Genomic DNA, 21901 nt, shown 5'->3' with positions numbered 1-21901 from the left:
GCAGACCACGGATGTACTGGCTGCGCTTGCCGATGACTGTGAGAGGTCGGGTTAAAGCCCGGCCTTTTGTTTTTGGGCCATGGAGGTCCTCATGCGTAAAAATTCCTATCATTGCGGTGACACCGTCTTTTTGAAGTCCGGCGTCCTTGGCAATGCACAGCCCGATGGTCCCGGCCGGATTGTGTCAGTCATGCCCGAAGCCCAGGGAACGGTTCGTTACAGGGTGCGTTTCCAGCACGAGAATTTTGAGCGCAGCGTCGCACTCGATGAGATAGATGCGTCGATGTCGACGGCCTCGCGGCTAGGCAAAGGCGAAAGCCTCTCGCCACGCGAAACCGGATCAAGCTGGATCAACCTGAACACAATCAAAATCAGAAAGTAGCGGAATTGGCCGCTTAAAGGAGATAGTCTTGCAGGTACTCGTCAGAGACAACAATGTTGAACAGGCCCTTCGCGTCCTGAAAAAGAGAATGCAGCGTGAAGGCATTTTCCGCGAGATGCGCGCCCGCGAATCCTATGAAAAGCCGTCGGAAAAGCGTGTTCGCGAAGAAGCCGAAGCCGTACGCCGCCACCGCAAGCTGGAGAAAAAGAAGATGCAGCGCGAAGGGCTGCTGCCTGCGCCCAAAAAGGCCGCCCGTACCCGGTAAACGCCCTACACCGCACTTCCGCGAAGGAGACTGCCATGGCCGCCACGAAAGAAGTTTTTTTCAAGCCCGGTAAACTGTCCGCTCAGGACAAAGCATCATTGACCGACAGCGCGGCAAAGCAGATCATCAACGCCGAAGCCGACCAGCGCGCCCGCAAGACGGAACGCCTTCGCCAGCTTCGCGAGGCACAGGAAGCGGCGGTTGTCGCCGCCGATCCGGTGCCCGCAAAGAAACGATCCGGTAACAGATAGCGGGCGCTTTTACATCGCCCGGTCAACGCAGGAGGACGACACCATGGCAAAGGGTCAGTTGCGCAGTAACAAGGAAATCCGCAAGCCGAAGAAGGACAAGACGAAAACACCCGCCGCGGCGCCAGCCGGTTCGCAGGTGAAGTTCGCAAACGCCACGACAGCGGATGGCAAGAAGAAGTAGGGCACGGTGTCGGCGCGCAGGTCACGACGATAAATCTCTCGTCTGGGAGACCGGACTTGTTTTGGCCATATTGCTCTTCTATATATCTCTCATAGCAACTGCTGGTGAGCGCGAATGAAATCGTCGTTCGCAGTTGTTCTAGTCGCTTCAGACTTTTGACCACGGATGTACTGGCACTGGTGTTGAGAGCGATATGAGGAAGGTCGGTGCAATATTGCCCCGGCCTTTTTTGTTGCCGTGAGCAGCCGAAGATAAATATGCACGACTGCCGCCGACTGCGACGGAATTAACTTGCCTATTCCGCCCAATGGGCGCACCCTCCCAATCACTGAAAAGGGCGTTACCGCCGCTTTACGACGGCCGCTGAAGCCCTCGTCCTGCTCATGTCGTTGACCCGCAGGAACGATACGGACCCACACGACATGAATGTCCAAGGCGCGACGCTTTAATGGCACGGCCTGTCGCTCGGATGCACGGAAGCGGCGTCGCATGACATCCGCAGCGACGCGAGACACCACAGTTTTGGTGAACCCCATAGAAAGGAGGACGTGATGTCTTCCGCATATGAAAATTGCATCATTTCGTCACAGGACCTCAAGATGCTCCAGTCGGTGCTGGCAGACCTCGGTTATGACCGGCACACCATGGACGAGGAGGTCATGCTTTACAACAATGCCGCCCGAAAGGTGATCCAGCTGTTTCAGGGCGGGCTGACCGACCCTGCCGAGCTTTCGAAGGAAATGCGCTTTCTTTTTGGCGTTCATAAACATGAACGCAGTAATTCATGGAAACCGTTGCCACGTTACGCGATCCAGGGGCTGCCGCCTCTCTATCGATAACGGCGCTCTTCCATTCATGACGACGGGAAACCAGGCCTTCAAAATCACCGATGAAAATAACGGCTTGGCAAATGATGTATATCAGGCAACACTGAAATGGATACCTCCGTGCGCCGATCAGGCGGCACGAAGGTGACGGATGGAACATGCGCGCTGAAGGCCGGGACAGGCCTCGACGTCAGCGGGTTTCATACCGGCGAGTTTGCGTCTGCGTGGAGAGAGAGTATGACGTATGACTGGAGCGGCCGCAGAATGCGCCGCATGCGAGCGGCGAAACTGACGATCATCAGCCTTGTGGCCGCCTTTGTGCTGACCGCGCCTATCTTTGCCCACTACTGAATTTCAGGCCCGCTTGTTTCGACTAGACGGGCTGGCGGGTTTCTGCGCGTTTCCGCAGGCGGTTTTTCACCCATTTCTGAACGGGCTGATCGTAACGGACCGTCAGCCACCATGAAATCCACGTCGTGCCGATGAGAAACAGGACGCCGGCTGGCAGGGCGATATTCTGCTGCGTGATGGACGGGATCAAAAACTCCGTCCATGCCAGAAGCGGAATATGCAGGACATAGACGGCGTAAGACGCCGTACCAAGAAACCCCGAAAGTGCACTCACCATGGGGCCCGGCACCGTTCGGCTGGCCACGAACAGCAGCAGCGGCCAGAGGAGCAGGACGATTGCGAGGTCGAAGAAGGGCCGGACTTCGCGTGATACGGGCACGGCAAGGATAACACAGACGAGCACCAGACACAGCGCGGCCTGGACGGGCTTCAGCTCCGGCACACGGTTGCGGAACCGGTAAACCAGCACGCCGGCGAAAAACGAAAAGAATACCCGGCCCATGCCGGCATACATTTCATGCCAACGGAAACCGAGATGCAGCTTTCCAGACGCGGCGGCGGCCACCACCAGCACGATGGCGCTGGCAACGATGACGGCTGCGATCTGTTTCACCGTCGCCCGCACGCCCCAGCGGGCATAGACCACGTTCACCACCAGTTCGTTGAAAAGCGACCACGCCGGGCTGACGAGAAACAGCGCGCCATTGAGGGTCAACGTGAAAGGCGCCGGCAGAAAGAGAAGCCCCGTCACCAGCGCAAAGGCCAGTTCACCGGGATCGATGAGACGATGCAGATCGTCGATCGGCGTCGGCAGACCCAGCACATAAAGGCAGATGAAATAGGCCACCATCAACGCCAGTGCCAGCACATAAAGCGGATAAAGCCGGGCGAAGCGCGCCTTCATGAAAAAGCCGGGCGTGATAGCCCCGTCACGCAATCTGACGCCATAGGCGTGAGCCAGCACGAAGCCGCTGAGAGCAAAAAACAGATCAACGGCAAGATAGCTCGAGGCCGGATCCCTGCCGAAAAACTGCTCGGCATGGCGATGGACGATAAAGAGCGCAGCCACGCCCCTTATGCCGTCAAGCAAGATGAAGCGTTCCGGGGATGATGGGGCCATGGCGTTGATGCTCAATGAGATAGCGGCAATTGTTCAATGGAAACCAGCTTTACCGCGTCCCGGTTCTCCGCTTCCAGTCACAAACCGTTTAATCTTGCAGTCGCCGCGAATTTTTCCGGACATGGGCTCGAGGCCGGCACCCTTTCGCAGCGGAGAAAGGCGTGCTACGTCCGGATGTCATCGATGTTTCGACCCCGTGACACAGCCGTGTTGTTCCTGCAAATGTGTGATTTTGCAAGAACAAGTTCCGGCAATGTCCATGGGGCAGGTTCGGCGACAACCACTCTCGCGGAGCCTTCTCATGCCCACAATTGCCGAACGTATCAGAAAAATCATCGTGGACCAGCTTGGCGCAGACCCTGCCGCCGTCGTGGACGATGCCAGTTTCGCCGACGATCTCGGGGCAGACTCTCTGGAAATAGTTCAGGTGGTCATGGAGATCGAAGAGGAATTCGGGGTGGAGATTCCGGATTCCGCCGCAAATACGATCCTGACCGTCGGCGACGCCATCCGCTTCATCGAAAAAAGCACGCCCTGACGGTGAAGCGCCGGAGGCGGGCCTGATCCGCCGATAGCGTCGCAACCGGGCCAAATTTCGGGGTGTCCCGCTCTAACTATCCTCCTCATCGAGGTGGTGGCACATCAGACCAGCAGGAAATTTTCGGCAAAGGCCATCATCAGGGGACCCACTCCCTTGGCGTCATCGCTAACCACTGGCTCGGTCAGATAATATTCCGGCGAGCCGTCGCGATAATTGCCCTCGAAACCACCAAGTCCAGCGACGTGTACGATGCCGGCAAGACGAGTGACACCGTCTTCGCCCGCCAGAAGCCGGGTCTCCAGCAGAGCCGAAAGCGCGCGACGACCTGCGGACAAAGCCGCGCCCGCCGCCTCTCCCTGCAGCAGCCCAAGACGGACCGCACGCAGCAGCGCATAGGAGAACATGGCGGAGGCGGATGTCTCCTCGTAATTGCCCGCCAGATCCGGATTATCGAGAACCTGCATCCACAGACCGGCGCCTGTCTGGCGTGCGATGATCTCAGCCAGGAGGCGCCGTGTGCTCTGTCGCAATTCATTTGTCCGGCCATCATCGGGCAGGATCGTGAGCGCATCCACCAGCGCCATGGCCAGCCAGCCGACCGCACGGGCCCAGACGGCCGGCGATTTGCCGGTCTGCGGATCGGCCCAGCGTTGGGTGCGGCTTTCATCGTAGCCATGAACATAGAGCCCGCCGGTATCCGCCGTCAGGGCAAGTGCCGTTGAAAACTGCCTCAGCGCGTCGTCGATCAGTTCGGCCCGCCCCGTTGCCTGCGCATATTCAATCTGGAACGGAAGACCCATATAGAGACCGTCCAGCCAGACCTGATGCGGATAGCGTTTCTTGTGCCAGTAATTGCCGCAGGCGATGCGTGGATGGCTGCGTAGCTGCCCCGCCAGATGGTCCGCGGCAGCGAGATACCGTGGGTCGCCCGTTTCTTCCGAAAGGGGAAAGAGGATACGGCCGGCAAGAATATGGTCGATATTATATTCCTGCGGATCGTAACCGGCGAGCGCGCCGTCGGTCGCTATCTGCACATCGGCGAGCCGGTGCAGATGGTCGCTCCAGCGCGCCTCTCCGGTGGCCTTGGACAGCTGCTGCAGGCCGCGGTAGATGCATCCATCCTCATAACACCAGCTGCCGCCCTTGTAATGCCTATAACGACTGCAGAATTGCTCAAAATATTCAGTGGCTTTCATGGATTTTCTCAATCGCGATCTGAAACAGTGGAAATGGAAGCGTCGCTCAGCATGGCGGGATCGTCGCAGACTATATGTGTCTGTTCGACAACAATCGCCTCATGGCGCATGGGACGAACCCGGTCGGCCATGATGGGAGGCGCGGCGATGGCCGATGGATCGCGCGAGACGATGGTGAGATTGCGGATGGCGACATTGCGGATGGGTGCTTCGGGAAGGCCGAGAAAGACGCCCGCAGCATGGGCGAGATTGCGTATTTCGACATCTTCCACGATAATTCCATCGATGAATGGCGTGCCCTTGTCGATCGGCGCCGGCTGCCGCGACTGTACCCGTTCGTCATGTCCATCAGCATCGCAATGATAGTGTGCATTGGCGGAAAGCGCGGTTTGCACGCCGTCCAGCAGCACCCGGCGCATGGCGATATTGCTGACGATGCCGCCCCGTCCGCGCCGCGTCTTGAGGCGCAGGCCGCGATCCGTGCCGACCATGTCGCAATCCTCCACAGATACGTCATGCACGCCGCCGGACATTTCCGAGCCGATCACCAGCCCGCCATGGCCGCGCTCCATCAGACAATGGCGCACACGAATGCCACGGGTTTCCGCGAGATGATCGTCCTCGCCATCCGGGCCGCGCTTTCCTGCCTTTACGGCGATGCAATCGTCTCCGACCGAAAAACGAACGCCCGATATCGTGACGTTGCGGCAGCTTTCAGGATTGAAACCATCGGTGTTCGGGCTGTCATGCGGCGCGTTGATGGTGAGGCCGGCAGCGATCAAGTCTTCGCAGCCCTGCGGATGGATTGTCCATGAGGCGGCGTTTTTTATCGTAAAGCCGAGAAGCTGGATCTTGTGGCAGGAAACGAGATGCAGGCCGCGCGGCCGCCGCGCGCCGTCACGTGTTTCTTTTGGCCAGCTCCACCAGTCACCCCTGTTGCCCGAACCATCGAGAACGCCCCTGCCCTCAATGATGAGATTATCTGTCCCGATGGCGTGAACCGGCGCGGCGAAACAGGCATCCGGCAGGCCCTCCCAGCTTCCGAGCATATGGCCCGCATCATCGCGTGCCGGCAGGATCGGCCACCCTTTGCGGCTCGAAGGGGCGCGCAGCACGGCTCCCTCGGCAAGATGGAAGGTCATGTTGCTTTTGAGGCGGACAGGGAAGGACGTCCACAGACCGGCCGCAAGCTGCAATGTGCCGCCATGCGGCACCGCAGCCACCGCCCTTTCCAGCGCCTCGGCATTGGCACGCGCGCCCTCTTCATCATCGAGCGCGACATCCGGCGTCAGGGAGAACGCCGCAGCCTCCACAAGCCCGGCGCAAGGGCTGGTTCTGAACTCCAGCGCTGCGAACCCCTCGGCCTCGAACAGATAGCAGGTATCCGGGAAGAGATCATGCAGCAGCGTCACCACGGTCGCAGTTTCGCCGCGCCGCTCGTCGCCTTCCGTCGACGACAAACGCCACTCCGTCCTCGCCGGAAGGAAATGGCGAGCGCCGGGTGCGGCGAGGCAAAGCGCTGCCGTTCGCGCTGAAGACGCGATGATAAGAGGTTCGTTCATGTTCATTTCCCGTCTTTCGTCCCTATCCGGCCAGGCCCTGGCGGACATGCCTCGCATGTTCCGGCAGCCGGTCAGTGAGCCCGCCGCCACGGACGCGGCGGCGGGAGATTGCCGTCAATCGAACTTCGCCAGAACATCATTGGTGGAATCGACGATCTGCTCGGCCGCCTCCTCCGCCGTCAGCTGGCCATAGGCATATTCTTCCAGCGTATCGATGAAGGCCGAGCGGATTTCCGGATGTTCGTTGAAGGGCGATACCACCGGCCCGGATGCGGCCATGACGATGGCATTGGCGGCTCGCACTTCCGGCTCGCCCTTGTCGCCCAGACGTGCAGCCGCAGCCTTGGATGCCGGCAAACCACGCGAGGTGCCGAGTGCGTCGATACCCTCAGGCTCGTTCAGCAGGCAGTTCAGTATCTGCGCCGCTGCTTCCGGGTTCTTCGAGTTTTTAGAGATCGAGAACACCATTGAAGGCTTGCGATAGACCCCTTCGGTCACCGCGTCTGCAAGCTTCAGCATCGGCACGGGTTTCAGAACCTGCCCCTGCTTCAGGGGATCGGCATATTTTGAATAGGTCGAATCCCATTCATAGGAGCCGGCAATGCGGCCTTCAGACCAGGACGGCTTTTCATAAAGATTGACATTGCCATCGGCCGCTTCCTCTTTCTGGGAGCGGATGGATCCGGTTTCGACCAGCTTGCCGACAAAGGAGATGCCCTCGGCCAGTTCCTCCGGCGTCCAGGCCACGCGGTTTGTCTTGGGATCGACCAGATCCTTGCCGGTTTTCTGCACAACGGCCAGCGTCACCAGAAGCTGGGCGGTCTCCTTGACGGCGTTGAAGGTATAATAGTCCTTGCCGAGCTTTTCCTTGATGGTCTTCGTCGCCGCGAAGAACTCATCCCAGGTCTTCGGAATTTCGACACCCGCCTTTTCGAAGGTCGTGGCATTGAAGAAGAAGACGCGGCCGGTGGTGGAAACGGAAAGCCCCTGCAGCACGCCGTTCATCGACCCCGCCTCCAGATCGCTCTCGGCCCATTGGGAAAGATCCAGCGGCTTCATCTGGCGCAGATCGGCAAAACCTTCGCCATTCTTGGAAAACAGCGGCAGCCACGGCCAGTTGACCTGAACGATATCAGCTTCCGTCTTGCCCGCCATCTGGGTGGTGAGTTTTTCGAGATAACCGTCGAAACCGGTGAACTCGCCCTTGATCGTGTGGCCGTATTTCTCGCCACAGGCGGCAATCGCTTTCTGGGTGGCGACATGGCGGCTCTCGCCGCCCCACCATGACATGCGCAGTTCCGCGGCACCTGCCGCAGGTGTGGTCGCCATCGCCACATAAGCGGCACCGGCAAGCATCGCCATCATTCTGGTCATCATCTTCATTGTTCTTCTCCTCCTCGAAAAATCAGGCACGCCCGTCCGCTGCTCACAGCGAAACGTTGCGCCCATCGGCCTTGTCGAAAATATGCAGCTTCTCCGGGTCCGGCTTCAGGCGCAGAAGACCATCGCGGCCGAGCACCTCGAATTCCGCCGCGCCGACGACGCTGACGACCTTCTGGCCGCCGAGATCGGCGTGCAGATAGACCTCGTGGCCCATGAATTCCGCATTGGTGAGTTTCGCCTGCAGCGCCGGACCATCGGTCGCCTCCGCCAATGAGAGATGCTGCGGACGGATGCCGATGACGGCGTCCGTGGGTCTCGCCGATAGTCGCTGTTCCAGATGCGCGCCGATCGGCAGGCGCTGACCGGCGATCACGAATTCAGTACCCTCGATTGCCACATCCACGAGGTTCATTTCCGGCGTGCCGATGAAGCCGGCGACGAAGAGATTGGCGGGATGGTTGTAAAGCTCCTTCGGCGTCGCGACCTGCATGATGCGACCTGCCTGCATGACGCAGATGCGGTCACCCATGGTCATGGCCTCCGTCTGGTCATGGGTGACGTAGATAACAGTCGATGACAGGCCTTCCGCTTTCAACTGGCGGTGCAGATCGGTAATGCGAACCCGCATCGAAGCACGCAGCTTGGCGTCGAGATTGGACAGCGGCTCATCGAACAAAAACACACCCGGTTTCTTGATGAGCGCACGGCCGAGCGCCACACGCTGCGCCTGCCCGCCGGAAAGCTGCTTCGGCAGACGGTCGAGCAGCGGCTCGATCTCCAGGATGCGCGCGACATTGTCGATGGCCTTCTCGATCTCCGGCTTGGCGACACCGGCGATCTTCAGGCCGAAGGCGAGATTGCCGCGCACCTTCATATGCGGATAAAGCGCATAGTTCTGGAACACCATGGCAATGGAGCGCTTGCCGGGCGGCAGATCGTTGACGCGCTGATCGCCGATCAGGATTTCACCACCGGTGATTTCCTCCAGCCCCGCCACCATGCGCAGCGTCGTGGATTTGGCGCAGCCCGAAGGGCCGACGAACACCATGAACTCGCCATCCTCGACGTCGAGATTGATGCCGTGCACCGCCTTGAAGCTGCCGCCATAGACTTTTTCGAGATTTTTAAGTTGAACGCTTGCCATTTTCAGCCCTTGACCCCGCCAGACGAGATCCCTTCAATGAAATACCGTTGCGCCGCGAAGAACACGATCAGCGCGGGCGCGATCGTCAGCACCGACATCGCCAGGATGCGGTTCCATTCAAAGGCTTCGGTGGTGTCGATGGAGAGTTTGAGCGCCAGGCTCACCGGATATTTGTCGACCGAGGACAGGTAGATCAGCGGACCGAGAAAGTCGTTCATCGTCCACATGAACTGGAACAGGCAGACCGAGATCAGCGCCGGCGCCAGCATCGGTACGACGATGTAGACCAGTGTCTGCAGGCTGTTGGCGCCGTCCACCCGGGCGGCCTCTTCCATGTCCGAGGGCAGCGAGCGCAGAAACTGCACCAGCATGAAGACAAAGAAGGCATCACCGGCGAAAGCCGAGGGCACCCAGAGCGGCAGGAAACTGTCCAGCCAGCCGAGATCGCGAAACAGGATATATTGCGGAATGCGGGTGACGACATTGGGCAGCAGCAGAATGGCGATGACCGAGCCGAACAGGATCTTCTTCAGCGGAAAATCGAAGCGGGCAAAGGCATAGGCCGCCATGGTGCAGGAAATCGCCGTGCCGATGACCTTCGGCAGGATGATCAGGAACGAGTTCCAGAAGAACCGGCCGAAGGTGTAGGGCGTCGAGGTTTCCCAGCCGCGGATATAGCCATCCAGCGTCGGGTTTTCCGGGATGAAACCGGCACCGGAGAAGATTTCCGAATTGGTCTTGAAGCTTGCGCCCACCAGCCAGATCAGCGGATAGAGCATGACGAGTCCGACCGCGAAGAGAAGCACGTAGCGGACCGAGGTAGAAAGCAGCCTGAGCCGCGCCCGGCGGGCCGCCTGCATGTCGTTTAGGGTTGCGATATCGGTCATGGCATCAGTTCCGCTTGTCGCCGGCGTAATAGACCCACTTCTTGGAGGACCAGAAGGCCACGAGGGTCAGCACGGTGATGATGATGAAGAGCACCCAGGCGATTGCGGAGGCATAGCCCATGTTGAACTTCTTGAAGGCCTCGTCGTAGATATAAAGAGGCAGGAGATAGGTGGACTTCAGCGGCCCGCCCTGGGTGATGATGTAAGGACCGTTGAACTCCTGGAATGCCTGCACCATCTGCATGATGAGGTTGAAAAAGATCACCGGCGTCAGAAGCGGCAGGGTGATGAAGAAGAAGGTCCTCACCTTGCCGGCACCATCGATGGCGGCCGCTTCGTAAAGCGATTTGTCGATGGATTGCAGGGCCGCAAGGAAGATCACCATCGCCGAGCCGAACTGCCAGCAGCGCAGCAGCGTGATGGTGAAAAGCGCATTGCCCGGATCTCCGAACCAGTCCACCGGCGACAGCCCCACGGCGGCAAGCGCCATATTGGCAAGGCCTTCGCTGGCGAAGATATAGCGCCACAGAACCGCAATCGCGATCGAGCCGCCGAGGATGGACGGCACGTAAAAGGCGGTGCGGAAAAAGTTGATGAATTGCAGCTTGTAATTGAGTATTGCCGCGATGAACAGCGCAAAGGCAAGCTTCAGCGGCACCGTCAGAAACACGTAGAACAGGGTGACGTTCAGGGATTTCATGAAGGTGCGGTCGCGGGTGAACAGCCGCTCGTAATTGGCAAGCCCTGTCCAGCTGGGATCGCTCATCAAGTCGTAACGGGTGAAACTGAGATAGAGCGAGCCAAGAAACGGAATGGCCGTGAAGACCAAAAGCCCGATGATGTAAGGCGTCAGATATCCCAGCCCCAGGAAGCGCTGAGATTTCATGATGCTCCTCCCCGCGTCCCGGCGGAACGCGACTGACAGAATACAATTTCGTACAAGTGATTCTCCCGGAACGGCCAGCGGCGGGCGCAATAAAGCGTATTTCCTCGCCGCGACCGATCTCCTCCCTCATTGATACGGCGCGTAAAAGCAATTTATGCGGTGACAAAACCAAATTTCAGCGCCAAGGTGAATTAACAAAGACGAGGAAAAAGATGGACGAAATCGAAGGTGGCATCCTGTCATCCGTTCCGCCTGCGGCGCTCGACCTCAACCTGACGCGCGCGACGATCAAAATGGAGCATTCGCGCACCTGGCAGATCGACAAATCCAATCCGGTGGACGATCTCATCATCTGCCTGGAAGGGCGCGGGCACTATCTCGTTGATGGCGAAGCAAGGGTACTGGAGCCCGGTGACGCCATGCTTATTTTCCGAGGGCAACGCTTTGTCGGGTGGAACGAGCAGGCCGTGACCTATCGCGGCGTGGCGCAGCATTTCACGCTCGATATTTACGGCCGCCACAACCTGATCGCGCAGATGGACCTGAAACCGAAACTGCGGCTAAGCCGCTGGTCGCTTCTGGAACCGCTGGTGCGCCACTACCGGCAGAGCGCGCCTCCTTCCTCCGTCACTCTGGGTCAACATCATCTCTTCATGGTGCTTCTGATCGCCTTCATCGATGACGCGTTTCTGGGCTGGGTCGACCGCCCGAGTTTTCAGCCGGAGGGTACGGAAGGCCTCGACCTTGCGGTGATGAAGGCGATCACGATGATTTCCGCCAATCCGTTGGACCCCGACATTGCCGGGCGGGCCACCGATGCAGCGCCCTATAATCGCGATTATTTCCTGCGGGAATTCCAGAAGCGGGTGGGACGGACGCCGCGCAAATATCAGGAGTTCAAACGCATGGAACGCGCCATGCATTTTCTCGAGGCCGGACTTTCGGTCTCGGCAGCGGCGGCCGAGGTGGGTTATGGCGACCCCTATTATTTCTCGCGCATGTTCAAGCGGACATTGGGATTAAGCCCGCGTGACCATATGAACCGGATACGCCGCAGCCGGCACGGCAACCTGATGGCATTTGACGAGCATGAGCAGCAAAGGCTGCTTGCCGACGAAACGGAAAAGGCCCCGGCATAACGGGGCCCCCTCGTTTGAAAGCGCTGGAATTACCGGAACAGTGACGGCAACCACAGGGACAGCGACGGAATATAGGTGACAGCAAGCAGCACTGCGATGCTGGCGCCGAAGAACGGCCAGATCGTCCGCATTGCCTCCCGTATCGATATGCCGCCCACCGCGCAGCCGACGAAGAGCACCGTTCCGACCGGCGGCGTATTGAGACCAATGCCGGCGTTCAGGATCATCACCACGCCGAAATGCACGGGGTCGATACCGAAGGCCTTTACGACAGGCAGAAGCACCGGCGTGGAAATGATGACCATCGGCGCCATGTCCATGAAGGTGCCGAGCAGCAGCAGGATGATGTTGATGACAAGCAGCACGATGATCGGGTTGTCCGAAATCGCGCTGATTGCGGCAATCATCAACGTCTGCACCTGCAGAAAGGCCATCAGCCAGCCGAAGGACGCCGCCGTGCCGATGACCAGCAGCACCATGGCCGTGGTGCGGACAGCACCCATCACCGCTTCCACGAAGCCGTCCCAGTTGAGTTCGCGATAGACCAGCATGGCGACAAGGAAGGCATAGAGCACGGCGATGCAGGAACTCTCGGTCGCGGTGAAGATGCCCGAACGCACGCCGCCGAAAATGATGCCGATCAGCAGGATGCCGGGGAAAGACGCCAGCAGATAATACATCAGCTTCGAGAAACCGGGGAAAGGCTCGGACGGATAGCCCTTGCGCCGGGCGACGATATAGGCCGTCACCATCAGCGCTGCTGCAAGCAACAGGCCCGGAATGATACCGGCGGTGAAGAGATCGGCCACAGAGACATTGCCGCCCGCCGCGATGGAATAGAGGATCATGTTGTGCGAGGGCGGGATCATCAGCGCAATGATGGCGGCGTTGACGGTGACATTGACGGCGTAATCCCTGTCGTAACCGCGTTTTGCCATCTGCGGTATCATCAGCCCGCCCACCGCAGAGGCATCGGCCACGGCCGAGCCGGAAATGCCGCCGAACAGTGTCGAAGCCACGATGTTGACCTGACCAAGACCGCCGCGCAGGTGTCCCACGAGGCCTGCCGCGAAGCGGATGAGGCGGTGGGCGATGCCGCCGCGCACCATCAGGTCACCGGCGAAGATGAAGAACGGTATCGCCATCATCGCGAAGACATTCATGCCGGAATTCATCTGCTGGAACACCACGATGGGCGGCAGGCCGAGATAAAGAACCGTGGCGAAGGACGCGATGCCGAGACAGAACGCGATCGGCGTTCCGATCAGCATCAGCAGGGTGAACACCCCGAAGAGAATGGTGTAAGCCATTTATGCGGCCTCCTGCACGATCACGTCTGCAGCGATTTCCTCGCCGATGGAAAGATCGACGAAACGTTCGGCAGCAAACAGCGCGATAAGGAAACCGCCGCCGATCAGCGGAAAGAAATCCGTCCCGCCCGGCCAGCCGAGAACAGGAATCGTCGCCGTCCATGTCCCCATGGCAAGCGAGGTGCCATACCAGGCCATGCCGGCACCGAAGAAGAAGATCAGCGCAAGGCTTGTCAGGTCCATGCCCTTCTGCACACGCGGCGGCATCATGTAGCGCAGAATATCGAGCCCCAGATGCACGCTCTCGCGCACGCCGACGGCGGCGCCAAGCATGATGAACCACGACATGAGATGCAGCGACAGCGGCTCAGACCAGCTGGGTGAATCGTTGAGAATGTACCGCGCAAAGACCTGCCAGCCGACGATAAGCGTCATGGCGATCATGCCGATACCGGCAATATAAAGCGACGCGTGGCTAAGCGCGCCGAGAAAAGGGCGGATGGCCCGCATGAAGTGTCGCATTGTCTGTTCCTCCCGCATCAACGGCGACGAAAGAAAACCGGCCCTGTTTCCAAGGCCGGTTTCCCACGCGTTACTTGACCGCTTTCACCCGTTCCAGAAGGTCCTTCATCTTCGGATCGGTGACGAACTTGTCGTAGACCGGCCCCATCGCGGCAGCGAATTCCTCCTTGTTGACCTTGATGACATTGACCCCGCCGGCCCGGACCTTTTCTTCCGATGCCTTTTCGCGGGCGCTCCACAGTTCGCGCATCTTGCCGACTGAATCCTTGGCCGCCTGGCGCAGCAGCTTCTGGTCTTCCGGGGAGAGCTTGTCATAGGAGATCTTCGAAATGACGAGGATTTCCGGGTTCAGAGAATGCTCCGTCAGGGAGTAGTTCTTCGCCACCTCGTAGTGACGGGCGGATTCGTAGGATGGCCAGTTGTTTTCGGCACCGTCGACGACACCGGTTTCCAGTGAGGAATAGACCTCGCCCATCGGCATCGGCGTCGGGTTGGCGCCGAAGGCCTGCATCATCGAAATCCACAGGTCCGACTGCTGCACGCGGATTTTGAGCCCCTTCAGATCCGCCAGTTTTTCGATGGGCTTTTTGGTGGTGTAGAAGGATCGGGCGCCGGAATCGTAAAAGGCGAGACCGACGAGACCGTGCGGTTCGAAGGCAGCCAGAACCTCATCACCAATCGGACCGTCGACCGTATTGTGCATGTGCTCCGTCGAGCGGAACAGGAAAGGCAGACCAAGAACGGTGGTTTCCTTGACAAGATTGTTGAAAGGCGCGGCATTGACGCGGTTCATGTCGATGACGCCGAAGCGGGTCTGCTCGATGGTGTCCTTTTCGCCGCCAAGAACGGAATTGTTCATGACCTGTATCTTGATACGGCCATTGGTCCGCTCGGCCAGAAGCTCGCCCATATATTTCACGGCTTCGACTGTGGGATAACCGTCCGGATGAATATCGGCCGAACGCAGGGTGATTTCCTGCGCCATGGCGGAAACGCCTGACAGCGCGATCCCCATCGCGACGCACATCATGCTTGCAATCTTTTTCATGCTTTCCTCCTCCATTGTTGAAACGGCCCAGCCCCTCCAAGGCTTGTCGGGCCGATTTTTTCACGCCCATCCGGGCCGGCATGCAAAGACCTTTCATGTGAAAAGGATGACGGGGCCTCCCTTCCCCAACCATCCCGGATCAAATTAGGCCGCCTTGACCGGCGACAGCTTGAACAGCTCTTCGGGGTTTTCGACCAGCGCCCGATGACGCGCCGCCTCATCCGGCAGCCAGCCGAGCGTCAGTTCCGCAAGGCGGGCATCATCAGGATAGGCAGCCGTCTCGCGCACGGAATTATGCGGCCAGTTGGTGCCCCAGACGATGCGTTCCGGCGCATGCGCCGCGATCACCCGCGAAAAGGCGGCGACATCCTCGTAGGGCCAGCTTTCGCGGGAGCTTTCATAAACGCCGGCGAATTTGAACCACAGATTGCCGCCGTCGATGAGTTTCAGAAGCGCCGCCATTTCCGGCCCGTCGGTTTTGATGCCCTTGAAGAACTTGCCATGATGATCGAACACCCAGCGCGAGCGGATTTTCTGAAGACGCGGCAGATGGTCGAGAAGACCGTTTCCGTCGAACTGCACCGCCACCATCCAGTCGGCCGCATGCGCCCGCTCGTCCACCGCTTCCAGTTCGGAAAGGTTCACAGCGCCACCCGGCAAATCCATGATACGCGCGCCGACCGCACCCGCGGCGGCAAGCTTCTCCATGTCCTTTTCGCTCGTGGTGGCATCGATGATGACGACCGCGCGCGCCGCCTCGCCCATCTCGGCAACACAGGTCAGCGTATTGTCATTGTCTCGCTGATGGGCATTGCCCTGCGTGATGATGACCCGGTCTATGCCGAGCCATTGCATGAGGCGACGATAATCCTCCGGTCCCGGCAGGGCGCCCGGCGGAAGGCCGGGGCCACCCGGCAAGGCGGGATATCCGGGCAGATACATGTGCATCTGCGTATCGACCGCGCCTTTCGGGAAAGCGGGTCTCGGCGCGGTGCCGCTCAGCTTTCTGACGAGTTCACTCATGGGTCTGGCATCCTGAATTCAACGAGTGCATCCCGGTTGATCTCGATGCCGAGACCGGGACCATCGGGAATGGCGACGATACCGTTCACCGCTTCGAGAGGTTCACTGAGAACCGCCTGACGGAACGGATTATGGGTGCGGTCAAATTCCATGATCGGTTCGATGGGATTGACCCGCACCGGATCAGGCGTCATCGCCGCCATGAATTGCAGCGCGGCGGCGATCTGTACGCCGGTGCCCCAGACATGCGGCACGATGCGCACGCCGTGCAGCGTGGCAAGCGTGGCAATCTTCTGCGTTTCTGAAAAACCGCCGCATCCGCAGAGATCGGGCTGGAGAATATCCACGGCACCGGCGGAAAGCGCCTGCCACATGCCGTGACGCCCGTGCCAGGTCTCGCCGCCCGCAACCGGGATCGGCTGCCCTGCCCGTACACGCTGATAGGCATCGAGCTGTTCGGGAACCACCGGCTCCTCAAACCAGTCGATGCCATAGTCGGCGGCGCGGTTGCCAAGCGTGACGGCTTCGGTGACCGTATAACCGTGATTGGCATCGATCATCAGCCGCATGTCAGGCCCGATCGCCTCTCGAACCGCGGCTATGACCCTGAGGTCCTCCTCGATGCCGAAGCCGATCTTGATCTTGCAGGCGTGGAAGCCGTCAGCGCGGCGCTCCGCCATTTCGGACGCATTGTCTGAAACGCGGTCGACACCATCACGCTTGAAGCTGCCGGTGGCATAGGCGCGTACGCTCTCGCGCCAGCGCCCGCCGAGCAGCATCGAGATGGAAGCACCGTAATGCTTGCCCTTGATGTCCCACAACGCGATATCGATGCCGGACAGGGCCGTAAGACTGAGGCCGCGCTGGCCCTGATCGCGCAGGGCATTATAAAGCACGGCCCAGATCTTTTCGGTCTGGCGCGGGTCCTGGCCGATAAGCCAGCCGGAATAGGCCTGGACCACGGCGGCGTTCGGCCGCGCCGGGCCGAGGCATTCGCCCCAGCCAACGGTCCCGTCGTCGCATTCGATTTCCACCAGAACATGGGCCCGCCGGTCGAAACGCATGGAGGCGCTTTCGAATGGCGTATCCAGACGATGTTCGAGCAGATGCGTGCGCACTGCCGTGATCTTCATGGCTCCCCTCCCGTTATGCCGTGATCAGGCTTTGCGCTTGTGCGTGCCGATCAGCGCTTCGAGCATGCCGATTTCCTCATTGGTCAGGTCCTTCAGCGGCGCACGCACCGGACCGGCATCGAAGCCCTGCAGGCGGACGCCGGCCTTGATGGCGGAGACGGCATAACCCTTGGCGCGGTTGCGGATCGCCATGAATGGATAGAAGAAATCGACAAGAATGCGCTCGCAGGTGGCGCGCTCGCCGGCGCGCAGCGCTGCGTAGAACTCGTTGGCAAGGCCGGGCACGAAGTTGAATACGGCCGAGGAATAGGTCGTGAAACCGGCACCGAGATAGGCTTCGGCGAACAGTTCCGCGGTTGGCATTCCGCCGAGATACATCAGGCGGTCCCCCATCTTGGCGGTGATCTGGCGAACGAGGCCGATATCGCCGGTGCCGTCCTTGAAGCCGACAAGGTTCGGGCACTCGTCGCACAGCCGCGCCAGCGTATCGGCCTGAAGAACCGAGTTGTCACGGTTATAGACCATGACACCGATGCCGACCGACTGACACACCTTCTTGATATGGGCGTAAAGCCCTTCCTGCGGCGCATCGATGAGGTAATGCGGCAGAAGCAGGATGCCATCGGCGCCGACCTTTTCGACAGAGCGGGCGATATCAACCGCAATTTCAGTGCCGTAACCGCAGCCGGAAACGATGGCGGTTTCGCCGGCGACTTCCTTGGCGGCGGAAACGATCGTCGGAATCTCATCCGGCTTCAGCGAAAAGAACTCGCCGGTGCCGCCTGCGGCAAACAGCACCGGCGCCTTGTAACCGGCAAGCCATTCGACATGGGCCCTGTAGCTGTCGGCAGCGAAACGGCCCTCGGAATCGAAATGGGTGACCGGGAAAGACAGAAGGCCGGAGCCGAGAGCCGTTTTGATTTGTTCAGGGTTCATGATCGGTATTCCTTTGAAGTTCAATGACTGAAAGTCACCTAAACCACTTGCCGTATATTTGTCAACAATTCATCATACAAGTTATATGATGAATTTTACAGGCGGGCGCGGCTCAGCGCGCCAGCCAGCCGCCATCGACATTGAGAATGGCGCCATGCACATAATCCGCCGCCGGCGAAGCAAGGAAAACCGCCGCCCCGGCTATATCGTCTGAATGACCCCAGCGGCCAGCCGGAATGCGCTCGAGAATGGCCTTGTTGCGGGTCGCATCCGCGCGCAGTGCCTCTGTATTGTTGGTTTCGATGTAACCCGGCGCAATCGCATTCACATTGATGCCCTTCGCCGCCCACTCGTTTGCCAGAAGCTTGGTGAGACCGGCGACGCCATGTTTTGCAGCCGTATAGGACGGCACACGAATGCCCCCCTGGAACGACAGGAGCGAGGCGATATTGACGACCTTGCCGGGGCGGCCGTTCGCCAGCAGCTCCTTTGCAAAGGCCTGCGTGGTGAAAAACAGCGCCTTGAGGTTGACGTCCATCACCTCGTCCCAGTCCAGCTCGGAAAATTCAACGGAATCGGCACGGCGGATGATGCCGGCATTGTTGACGAGAATGTCGAAACCGGCACCGGCAAAACTGTCTTTTGCCGCCAGCGGATCGGCAAAGTCGATAGACAATGCGCTGGCCTTGCCGCCGTCACTCGCGATGATCGCAAGCGTTTCATCCGGCGCACGACGGGCGGCGCAGACGACGTCCGCGCCGGCAGCGGCGAGACCCACCGCAATCGCCTGGCCGAGCCCCGTATTCGCGCCGGTGACGAGCGCCTTGCGCCCCTGAAGCGAAAAGGGGTTCCTCATTTCAGGTCTCCCGGCTGAATGAAGTCCATGTCGGTATAGTCGACATTGTCGCCGGCCATGGCCCAGATGAAGGTGTAGGAGCCGATGCCCGCACCGGAATGAATGGACCAGGGCGGGGAAATCGCGCCTTCTTCATTTGAAATGAACAGGTGCCGGGTCTCCTGCGGCTCGCCCATCAGGTGCAGCACGCGCGACTTTTCATCCATGCCGAAATAGAGATAGGCCTCCATGCGGCGATCATGAATATGCGAGGGAATGGTGTTCCAGACCGAGCCGTCCTCCAGTGTCGTATATCCCAGCACCAGCTGGCAGCTTTCCATGACCAGCGGATGGATGAACTGGTTGATGGTGCGCTTGTTGGAGGTTTCGGTTGCACCAAGCTTGACCTCCTTGCTGTTCGCCAGCGTCACCAGCTTCGCCGGCAGGCTGCGATGCGCCGGGCACGAGGTGATGTAGAATCGCCCGGCGCCGTCGAAGGTCACCGCGCCGCTGCCGGCACCGAGATAAAGCACGTCACCGCGGTTCAGCGTGTAGGTTTCGCCGCCGGCGCTGACCGTGCCCGCCTCACCGATGTTGACGATGCCCATTTCACGTCGATCGAGGAAGGAAGGTGTCCTGGTTTCCTCCACCTTGTCGAGCGTCAGCGGCTTTCCGTCAGGCACGGCGCCGCCCATCACGAAGCGGTCGTAATGGGTGTAGATCAGCCTGATTTCACCGGAACGGAACATGTCGCTGGCGAGGAAATGCCGGCGGAGACCTTCGGTATCCAGCGTTTTTGCATATTCCGGGTTCACGGCCTGCCTTGTTTCGACGGTCAGCATCAAACTCATCCTTCATGATTGTTGCGTATGGCACATAATATATGTTATCCGCTTTTTGTACGATCTGTATGACAAGGTCAAGAGGCGCTGCCATATCTGACTGCGTCGATGACGTATAATGCTGATGGAGAATTGCGATGAAACGGCTTCTTGTTACCGGTGCGGCAGGCCAGCTCGGCCGCGTCATGCGCGAACGCCTCGCACCGGTGGCCGAGATCTTGCGCCTCGCCGATCTTGCTCCGCTAGACCCGGCAGGCCCGAACGAGGAATGCGTGCAGTGCGACCTGGCGGACGCAAATGCCGTGGATGCCATGGTCGCCGGTTGCGACGGGATTATCCACCTTGGCGGCATATCGGTGGAAAAGCCGTTCGAACAAATCGTTCAAGGCAACATCATCGGGCTTTATAATCTCTATGAAGCCGCCCGCGCCCACGGACAGCCGCGGATCGTTTTTGCCAGTTCCAACCACACGATCGGTTATTATCCCCAGACGGAGCGTCTTGGCCCCGACGCCCCCTTCCGACCGGACGGGCTTTACGGCGTCTCCAAGTGTTTTGGCGAAAACCTGGCCCGCATGTATTTCGAGAAGTTCGGGCAGGAGACGGCGCTTGTGCGCATCGGTTCCTGCACCCCGGAACCCACCAATTATCGCATGTTGTCCACCTGGTTCTCGCACGACGATTTCGTATCGCTGATCGAAGCGGTATTTCGGGCACCGATCCTCGGCTGCCCCGTTGTCTGGGGCGCGTCTGCCAATGACGCCGGCTGGTGGGACAATTCGCATCTCGGTTTTCTCGGATGGAAACCCAAAGACAATGCGGAGGCCTTCCGGCGGCACATTGCCGAGACAACGCCGAAACCCGACCCCGGCGATGCCATGGTGCGGTTTCAGGGCGGTGTTTTCGTCGACAACCCGATCTTCAAGGCGACGTGAAATGCGGCAGGGAACGTTCCCGGCAGGCGGTGGGATTGCAAGCCGGGCCGCGAATAACGTATCGAGGAACGGTAGACGCAACCGATATTTTTAGAACGGCGACGAAGATGACAAGAACGACGACCTCCGAACCGGCAGCGCCACAGGCCAAAACGCTTGTGGTGAAGGTTTCGGAGGAACTCCGCAGCCAGATCGCCAAGGGCCGTTACAAGACTGGCGACCGCCTGCCATCGGAAGCGCAGATGACGCAGGAATTCGGCGTGAGCCGAACCGTTGTGCGCGAGGCGATTGCCTCCCTGCGCTCAGACGGTCTCGTCGAACCGCGTCAGGGCGCCGGTGTCTTCGTACTGGAGCCCGCCCCGGTCGAACGGCGGCCTTTCCATAATGTCGATCTGGCCCGCGTCTCCTCGCTGATCGAAATGCTGGAACTGCGCACCGCGGTGGAAGGCGATGCCGCGGGCCTTGCTGCGATCCGCCGTTCGCCGGCGCAGGAAGAAAAGATCATCGAGGCCTTCGACGCCTTCCGCGCCAGCGCCGCCAAGGGCAGCCCGACGGCCGAGGCCGATTTCGCCTTCCATCTGGCAGTTGCCGAAGCGACCAACAATCCCCGCTTCAGCGAGTTTCTGCAGGTGCTCGGCCCGACCGTCATTCCCCGCCGCGCCGTGGCCGAAAACGGCTCCGAGACCGTGCTTTCGCCCGCTGATCTCAGCCGTCTGGTGGGAGAGCACGAGGCGATACTGATCGCGATACAGGACGGCGACGAGGAGGCGGCGCGAAGCGCCATGCGCAACCACCTGAAAAGCAGCCAGATGCGATACCGCGCGATGTTGCGCGCACCGCGCTGAGATTGCCGCCTGAACCGCATTGACTGAGGAGAAAGATATGCAGCAGCTTCCGACCTTCCCCACTGTTTCGCCCGACGATGGCGTAGAACGCACCGTGCTTTCCGAAGCGCCTGAACTGATGGTGGTATCGTTCCGTTTCAAGACCGGCGCGGAAGGCAAGCTGCACAGCCATCCGCATGTACAATCGACCTATGTCGCCAGCGGCAGCTTCCGCTTTTATCGTGATGGCGAGGCCTACGACCTCAAGAAGGGCGATAGCCTCGTCATTCCCGGCCATATCGAGCATGGCTGCCTGTGTCTGGAAGAGGGCGAACTGATCGACTGCTTCACGCCGCGCCGCGACGATTTCCTCTGATC

At 59.8% G+C, this 21901-nt stretch carries 26 protein-coding genes; 11 read left to right on the top strand and 15 right to left on the bottom strand.

The features are described from left to right. The first annotated feature begins 91 nt into the window (after window positions 1–91). The 6 genes from EGT36_RS26555 to EGT36_RS30845 all read left to right on the top strand — a co-directional run bounded on the left by EGT36_RS26555 (window position 92) and on the right by EGT36_RS30845 (window position 2257). Window positions 92–382, top strand: coding sequence for a hypothetical protein (locus EGT36_RS26555; protein WP_004444954.1), 291 nt, complete (start codon window positions 92–94; stop codon window positions 380–382). A gap of 28 nt (window positions 383–410) precedes the next feature. Then, window positions 411–647 (top strand): 30S ribosomal protein S21, encoded by a 237-nt coding sequence (rpsU, locus tag EGT36_RS26550; protein WP_006700627.1) that lies wholly within the window; start codon window positions 411–413, stop codon window positions 645–647. Between the two features lie 35 nt (window positions 648–682). Then, complete coding sequence (locus tag EGT36_RS26545) at window positions 683–898, top strand: hypothetical protein (RefSeq protein WP_004444958.1); 216 nt, start codon at window positions 683–685, stop codon at window positions 896–898. Between the two features lie 43 nt (window positions 899–941). Next, window positions 942–1079 carry a hypothetical protein gene (locus EGT36_RS30670; protein WP_004444959.1) on the top strand — a complete coding sequence of 46 codons (138 nt, stop codon included), beginning with the start codon at window positions 942–944 and terminating at the stop codon, window positions 1077–1079. A 551-nt stretch (window positions 1080–1630) separates the two neighbouring features. Further along, window positions 1631–1918, top strand: a complete 288-nt coding sequence (locus EGT36_RS26540; protein WP_064263390.1) for a hypothetical protein — start codon at window positions 1631–1633, stop codon at window positions 1916–1918. A gap of 96 nt (window positions 1919–2014) precedes the next feature. After that, a complete protein-coding gene (locus EGT36_RS30845; protein WP_210211241.1) occupies window positions 2015–2257 on the top strand; it encodes a hypothetical protein in 243 nt (80 codons plus the stop codon). 22 nt (window positions 2258–2279) lie between these two features. Here EGT36_RS30845 and EGT36_RS26530 read toward each other — a convergent pair whose 3' ends face one another. Then, on the bottom strand, window positions 2280–3377 hold the full coding sequence (locus EGT36_RS26530; RefSeq protein WP_034496605.1) for an acyltransferase family protein: 1098 nt from the start codon (window positions 3375–3377) through the stop codon (window positions 2280–2282). A 301-nt stretch (window positions 3378–3678) separates the two neighbouring features. Between EGT36_RS26530 and EGT36_RS26525 the strand changes: the two genes are divergently transcribed. After that, a complete protein-coding gene (locus tag EGT36_RS26525) occupies window positions 3679–3915 on the top strand; it encodes an acyl carrier protein (protein WP_125271380.1) in 237 nt (78 codons plus the stop codon). Between the two features lie 104 nt (window positions 3916–4019). Here EGT36_RS26525 and EGT36_RS26520 read toward each other — a convergent pair whose 3' ends face one another. The 6 genes from EGT36_RS26520 to EGT36_RS26495 all read right to left on the bottom strand — a co-directional run bounded on the left by EGT36_RS26520 (window position 4020) and on the right by EGT36_RS26495 (window position 10976). Continuing rightward, complete coding sequence (locus tag EGT36_RS26520) at window positions 4020–5114, bottom strand: glycoside hydrolase family 88/105 protein (protein ID WP_125271379.1); 1095 nt, start codon at window positions 5112–5114, stop codon at window positions 4020–4022. Between the two features lie 8 nt (window positions 5115–5122). Further along, a complete protein-coding gene (gene pglA, locus EGT36_RS26515; RefSeq protein WP_125271378.1) occupies window positions 5123–6676 on the bottom strand; it encodes a polygalacturonase PglA in 1554 nt (517 codons plus the stop codon). A gap of 114 nt (window positions 6677–6790) precedes the next feature. Further along, window positions 6791–8059 (bottom strand): ABC transporter substrate-binding protein, encoded by a 1269-nt coding sequence (locus EGT36_RS26510; RefSeq protein WP_108081621.1) that lies wholly within the window; start codon window positions 8057–8059, stop codon window positions 6791–6793. Between the two features lie 43 nt (window positions 8060–8102). Continuing rightward, a complete protein-coding gene (locus EGT36_RS26505) occupies window positions 8103–9203 on the bottom strand; it encodes an ABC transporter ATP-binding protein (protein WP_100911167.1) in 1101 nt (366 codons plus the stop codon). Between the two features lie 2 nt (window positions 9204–9205). Continuing rightward, window positions 9206–10090 (bottom strand): carbohydrate ABC transporter permease, encoded by an 885-nt coding sequence (locus EGT36_RS26500; RefSeq protein WP_004444975.1) that lies wholly within the window; start codon window positions 10088–10090, stop codon window positions 9206–9208. A 4-nt stretch (window positions 10091–10094) separates the two neighbouring features. Beyond that, window positions 10095–10976 (bottom strand): carbohydrate ABC transporter permease, encoded by an 882-nt coding sequence (locus tag EGT36_RS26495; RefSeq protein WP_125271377.1) that lies wholly within the window; start codon window positions 10974–10976, stop codon window positions 10095–10097. Between the two features lie 212 nt (window positions 10977–11188). Between EGT36_RS26495 and EGT36_RS26490 the strand changes: the two genes are divergently transcribed. Then, a complete protein-coding gene (locus tag EGT36_RS26490) occupies window positions 11189–12115 on the top strand; it encodes a helix-turn-helix domain-containing protein (RefSeq protein WP_125271376.1) in 927 nt (308 codons plus the stop codon). Window positions 12116–12144: 29 nt separating this feature from the next. Here the strand turns inward: EGT36_RS26490 and EGT36_RS26485 are convergent, their stop codons facing one another. The 8 genes from EGT36_RS26485 to kduI all read right to left on the bottom strand — a co-directional run bounded on the left by EGT36_RS26485 (window position 12145) and on the right by kduI (window position 19764). Continuing rightward, window positions 12145–13425, bottom strand: a complete 1281-nt coding sequence (locus EGT36_RS26485; protein WP_004444979.1) for a TRAP transporter large permease — start codon at window positions 13423–13425, stop codon at window positions 12145–12147. Then, entirely contained in the window at window positions 13426–13947 is a 522-nt protein-coding gene (locus EGT36_RS26480; protein WP_022562649.1) for a TRAP transporter small permease, read from the bottom strand. Window positions 13948–14017: 70 nt separating this feature from the next. Then, on the bottom strand, window positions 14018–14995 hold the full coding sequence (locus EGT36_RS26475) for a TRAP transporter substrate-binding protein (protein WP_034497550.1): 978 nt from the start codon (window positions 14993–14995) through the stop codon (window positions 14018–14020). A 144-nt stretch (window positions 14996–15139) separates the two neighbouring features. Then, window positions 15140–16018, bottom strand: coding sequence for a D-galactarolactone isomerase (locus EGT36_RS26470; protein ID WP_081859419.1), 879 nt, complete (start codon window positions 16016–16018; stop codon window positions 15140–15142). Beyond that, entirely contained in the window at window positions 16015–17151 is a 1137-nt protein-coding gene (locus EGT36_RS26465; RefSeq protein WP_004444983.1) for a D-galactarolactone cycloisomerase, read from the bottom strand. Before EGT36_RS26465 ends, EGT36_RS26470 begins: the two co-directional genes overlap by 4 nt. 24 nt (window positions 17152–17175) lie before the next feature. Further along, window positions 17176–18087 carry a 5-dehydro-4-deoxyglucarate dehydratase gene (kdgD, locus tag EGT36_RS26460; protein WP_004444985.1) on the bottom strand — a complete coding sequence of 304 codons (912 nt, stop codon included), beginning with the start codon at window positions 18085–18087 and terminating at the stop codon, window positions 17176–17178. Window positions 18088–18199: 112 nt separating this feature from the next. Further along, window positions 18200–18943: a 2-dehydro-3-deoxy-D-gluconate 5-dehydrogenase KduD gene (kduD, locus tag EGT36_RS26455; protein ID WP_107339606.1), complete on the bottom strand. Its 744-nt coding sequence runs from the start codon at window positions 18941–18943 to the stop codon at window positions 18200–18202. Next, window positions 18940–19764, bottom strand: a complete 825-nt coding sequence (kduI, locus tag EGT36_RS26450; protein WP_006700393.1) for a 5-dehydro-4-deoxy-D-glucuronate isomerase — start codon at window positions 19762–19764, stop codon at window positions 18940–18942. The genes kduD and kduI overlap by 4 nt, the downstream gene beginning before the upstream one ends. A 137-nt stretch (window positions 19765–19901) precedes the next feature. On the opposite strand from kduI, the gene EGT36_RS26445 reads away from it, so the two are divergent. The 3 genes from EGT36_RS26445 to EGT36_RS26435 all read left to right on the top strand — a co-directional run bounded on the left by EGT36_RS26445 (window position 19902) and on the right by EGT36_RS26435 (window position 21899). Then, window positions 19902–20699 carry an NAD-dependent epimerase/dehydratase family protein gene (locus EGT36_RS26445; protein WP_006700392.1) on the top strand — a complete coding sequence of 266 codons (798 nt, stop codon included), beginning with the start codon at window positions 19902–19904 and terminating at the stop codon, window positions 20697–20699. Between the two features lie 107 nt (window positions 20700–20806). After that, entirely contained in the window at window positions 20807–21544 is a 738-nt protein-coding gene (locus tag EGT36_RS26440) for a FadR/GntR family transcriptional regulator (RefSeq protein WP_004444990.1), read from the top strand. A gap of 37 nt (window positions 21545–21581) precedes the next feature. Beyond that, window positions 21582–21899, top strand: a complete 318-nt coding sequence (locus EGT36_RS26435; RefSeq protein WP_006700391.1) for a cupin domain-containing protein — start codon at window positions 21582–21584, stop codon at window positions 21897–21899. Window positions 21900–21901: the final 2 nt, after the last annotated feature.

The sequence above is a fragment of the Agrobacterium sp. FDAARGOS_525 genome (assembly GCF_003938925.1).
GTDB classification, from domain to species: Bacteria; Pseudomonadota; Alphaproteobacteria; order Rhizobiales; family Rhizobiaceae; genus Agrobacterium; species Agrobacterium pusense.
This window is presented reverse-complemented; position numbering and strand designations above follow the sequence as displayed.

Coding starts and splice junctions, on each gene's coding strand:
- EGT36_RS26555 (WP_004444954.1), top strand. CDS start 92: ATGCGTAAAAATTCCTATCATTGCGGTGACACCGTCTTTTTGAAGTCC.
- EGT36_RS26545 (WP_004444958.1), top strand. CDS start 683: ATGGCCGCCACGAAAGAAGTTTTTTTCAAGCCCGGTAAACTGTCCGCT.
- EGT36_RS30670 (WP_004444959.1), top strand. CDS start 942: ATGGCAAAGGGTCAGTTGCGCAGTAACAAGGAAATCCGCAAGCCGAAG.
- EGT36_RS26540 (WP_064263390.1), top strand. CDS start 1,631: ATGTCTTCCGCATATGAAAATTGCATCATTTCGTCACAGGACCTCAAG.
- EGT36_RS30845 (WP_210211241.1), top strand. CDS start 2,015: ATGGATACCTCCGTGCGCCGATCAGGCGGCACGAAGGTGACGGATGGA.
- EGT36_RS26530 (WP_034496605.1), bottom strand. CDS start 3,377: ATGGCCCCATCATCCCCGGAACGCTTCATCTTGCTTGACGGCATAAGG.
- EGT36_RS26525 (WP_125271380.1), top strand. CDS start 3,679: ATGCCCACAATTGCCGAACGTATCAGAAAAATCATCGTGGACCAGCTT.
- EGT36_RS26520 (WP_125271379.1), bottom strand. CDS start 5,114: ATGAAAGCCACTGAATATTTTGAGCAATTCTGCAGTCGTTATAGGCAT.
- pglA (WP_125271378.1), bottom strand. CDS start 6,676: ATGAACGAACCTCTTATCATCGCGTCTTCAGCGCGAACGGCAGCGCTT.
- EGT36_RS26510 (WP_108081621.1), bottom strand. CDS start 8,059: ATGAAGATGATGACCAGAATGATGGCGATGCTTGCCGGTGCCGCTTAT.
- EGT36_RS26505 (WP_100911167.1), bottom strand. CDS start 9,203: ATGGCAAGCGTTCAACTTAAAAATCTCGAAAAAGTCTATGGCGGCAGC.
- EGT36_RS26500 (WP_004444975.1), bottom strand. CDS start 10,090: ATGACCGATATCGCAACCCTAAACGACATGCAGGCGGCCCGCCGGGCG.
- EGT36_RS26495 (WP_125271377.1), bottom strand. CDS start 10,976: ATGAAATCTCAGCGCTTCCTGGGGCTGGGATATCTGACGCCTTACATC.
- EGT36_RS26490 (WP_125271376.1), top strand. CDS start 11,189: ATGGACGAAATCGAAGGTGGCATCCTGTCATCCGTTCCGCCTGCGGCG.
- EGT36_RS26485 (WP_004444979.1), bottom strand. CDS start 13,425: ATGGCTTACACCATTCTCTTCGGGGTGTTCACCCTGCTGATGCTGATC.
- EGT36_RS26480 (WP_022562649.1), bottom strand. CDS start 13,947: ATGCGACACTTCATGCGGGCCATCCGCCCTTTTCTCGGCGCGCTTAGC.
- EGT36_RS26475 (WP_034497550.1), bottom strand. CDS start 14,995: ATGAAAAAGATTGCAAGCATGATGTGCGTCGCGATGGGGATCGCGCTG.
- EGT36_RS26470 (WP_081859419.1), bottom strand. CDS start 16,018: ATGAGTGAACTCGTCAGAAAGCTGAGCGGCACCGCGCCGAGACCCGCT.
- EGT36_RS26465 (WP_004444983.1), bottom strand. CDS start 17,151: ATGAAGATCACGGCAGTGCGCACGCATCTGCTCGAACATCGTCTGGAT.
- kdgD (WP_004444985.1), bottom strand. CDS start 18,087: ATGAACCCTGAACAAATCAAAACGGCTCTCGGCTCCGGCCTTCTGTCT.
- kduD (WP_107339606.1), bottom strand. CDS start 18,943: ATGAGGAACCCCTTTTCGCTTCAGGGGCGCAAGGCGCTCGTCACCGGC.
- kduI (WP_006700393.1), bottom strand. CDS start 19,764: ATGCTGACCGTCGAAACAAGGCAGGCCGTGAACCCGGAATATGCAAAA.
- EGT36_RS26445 (WP_006700392.1), top strand. CDS start 19,902: ATGAAACGGCTTCTTGTTACCGGTGCGGCAGGCCAGCTCGGCCGCGTC.
- EGT36_RS26440 (WP_004444990.1), top strand. CDS start 20,807: ATGACAAGAACGACGACCTCCGAACCGGCAGCGCCACAGGCCAAAACG.
- EGT36_RS26435 (WP_006700391.1), top strand. CDS start 21,582: ATGCAGCAGCTTCCGACCTTCCCCACTGTTTCGCCCGACGATGGCGTA.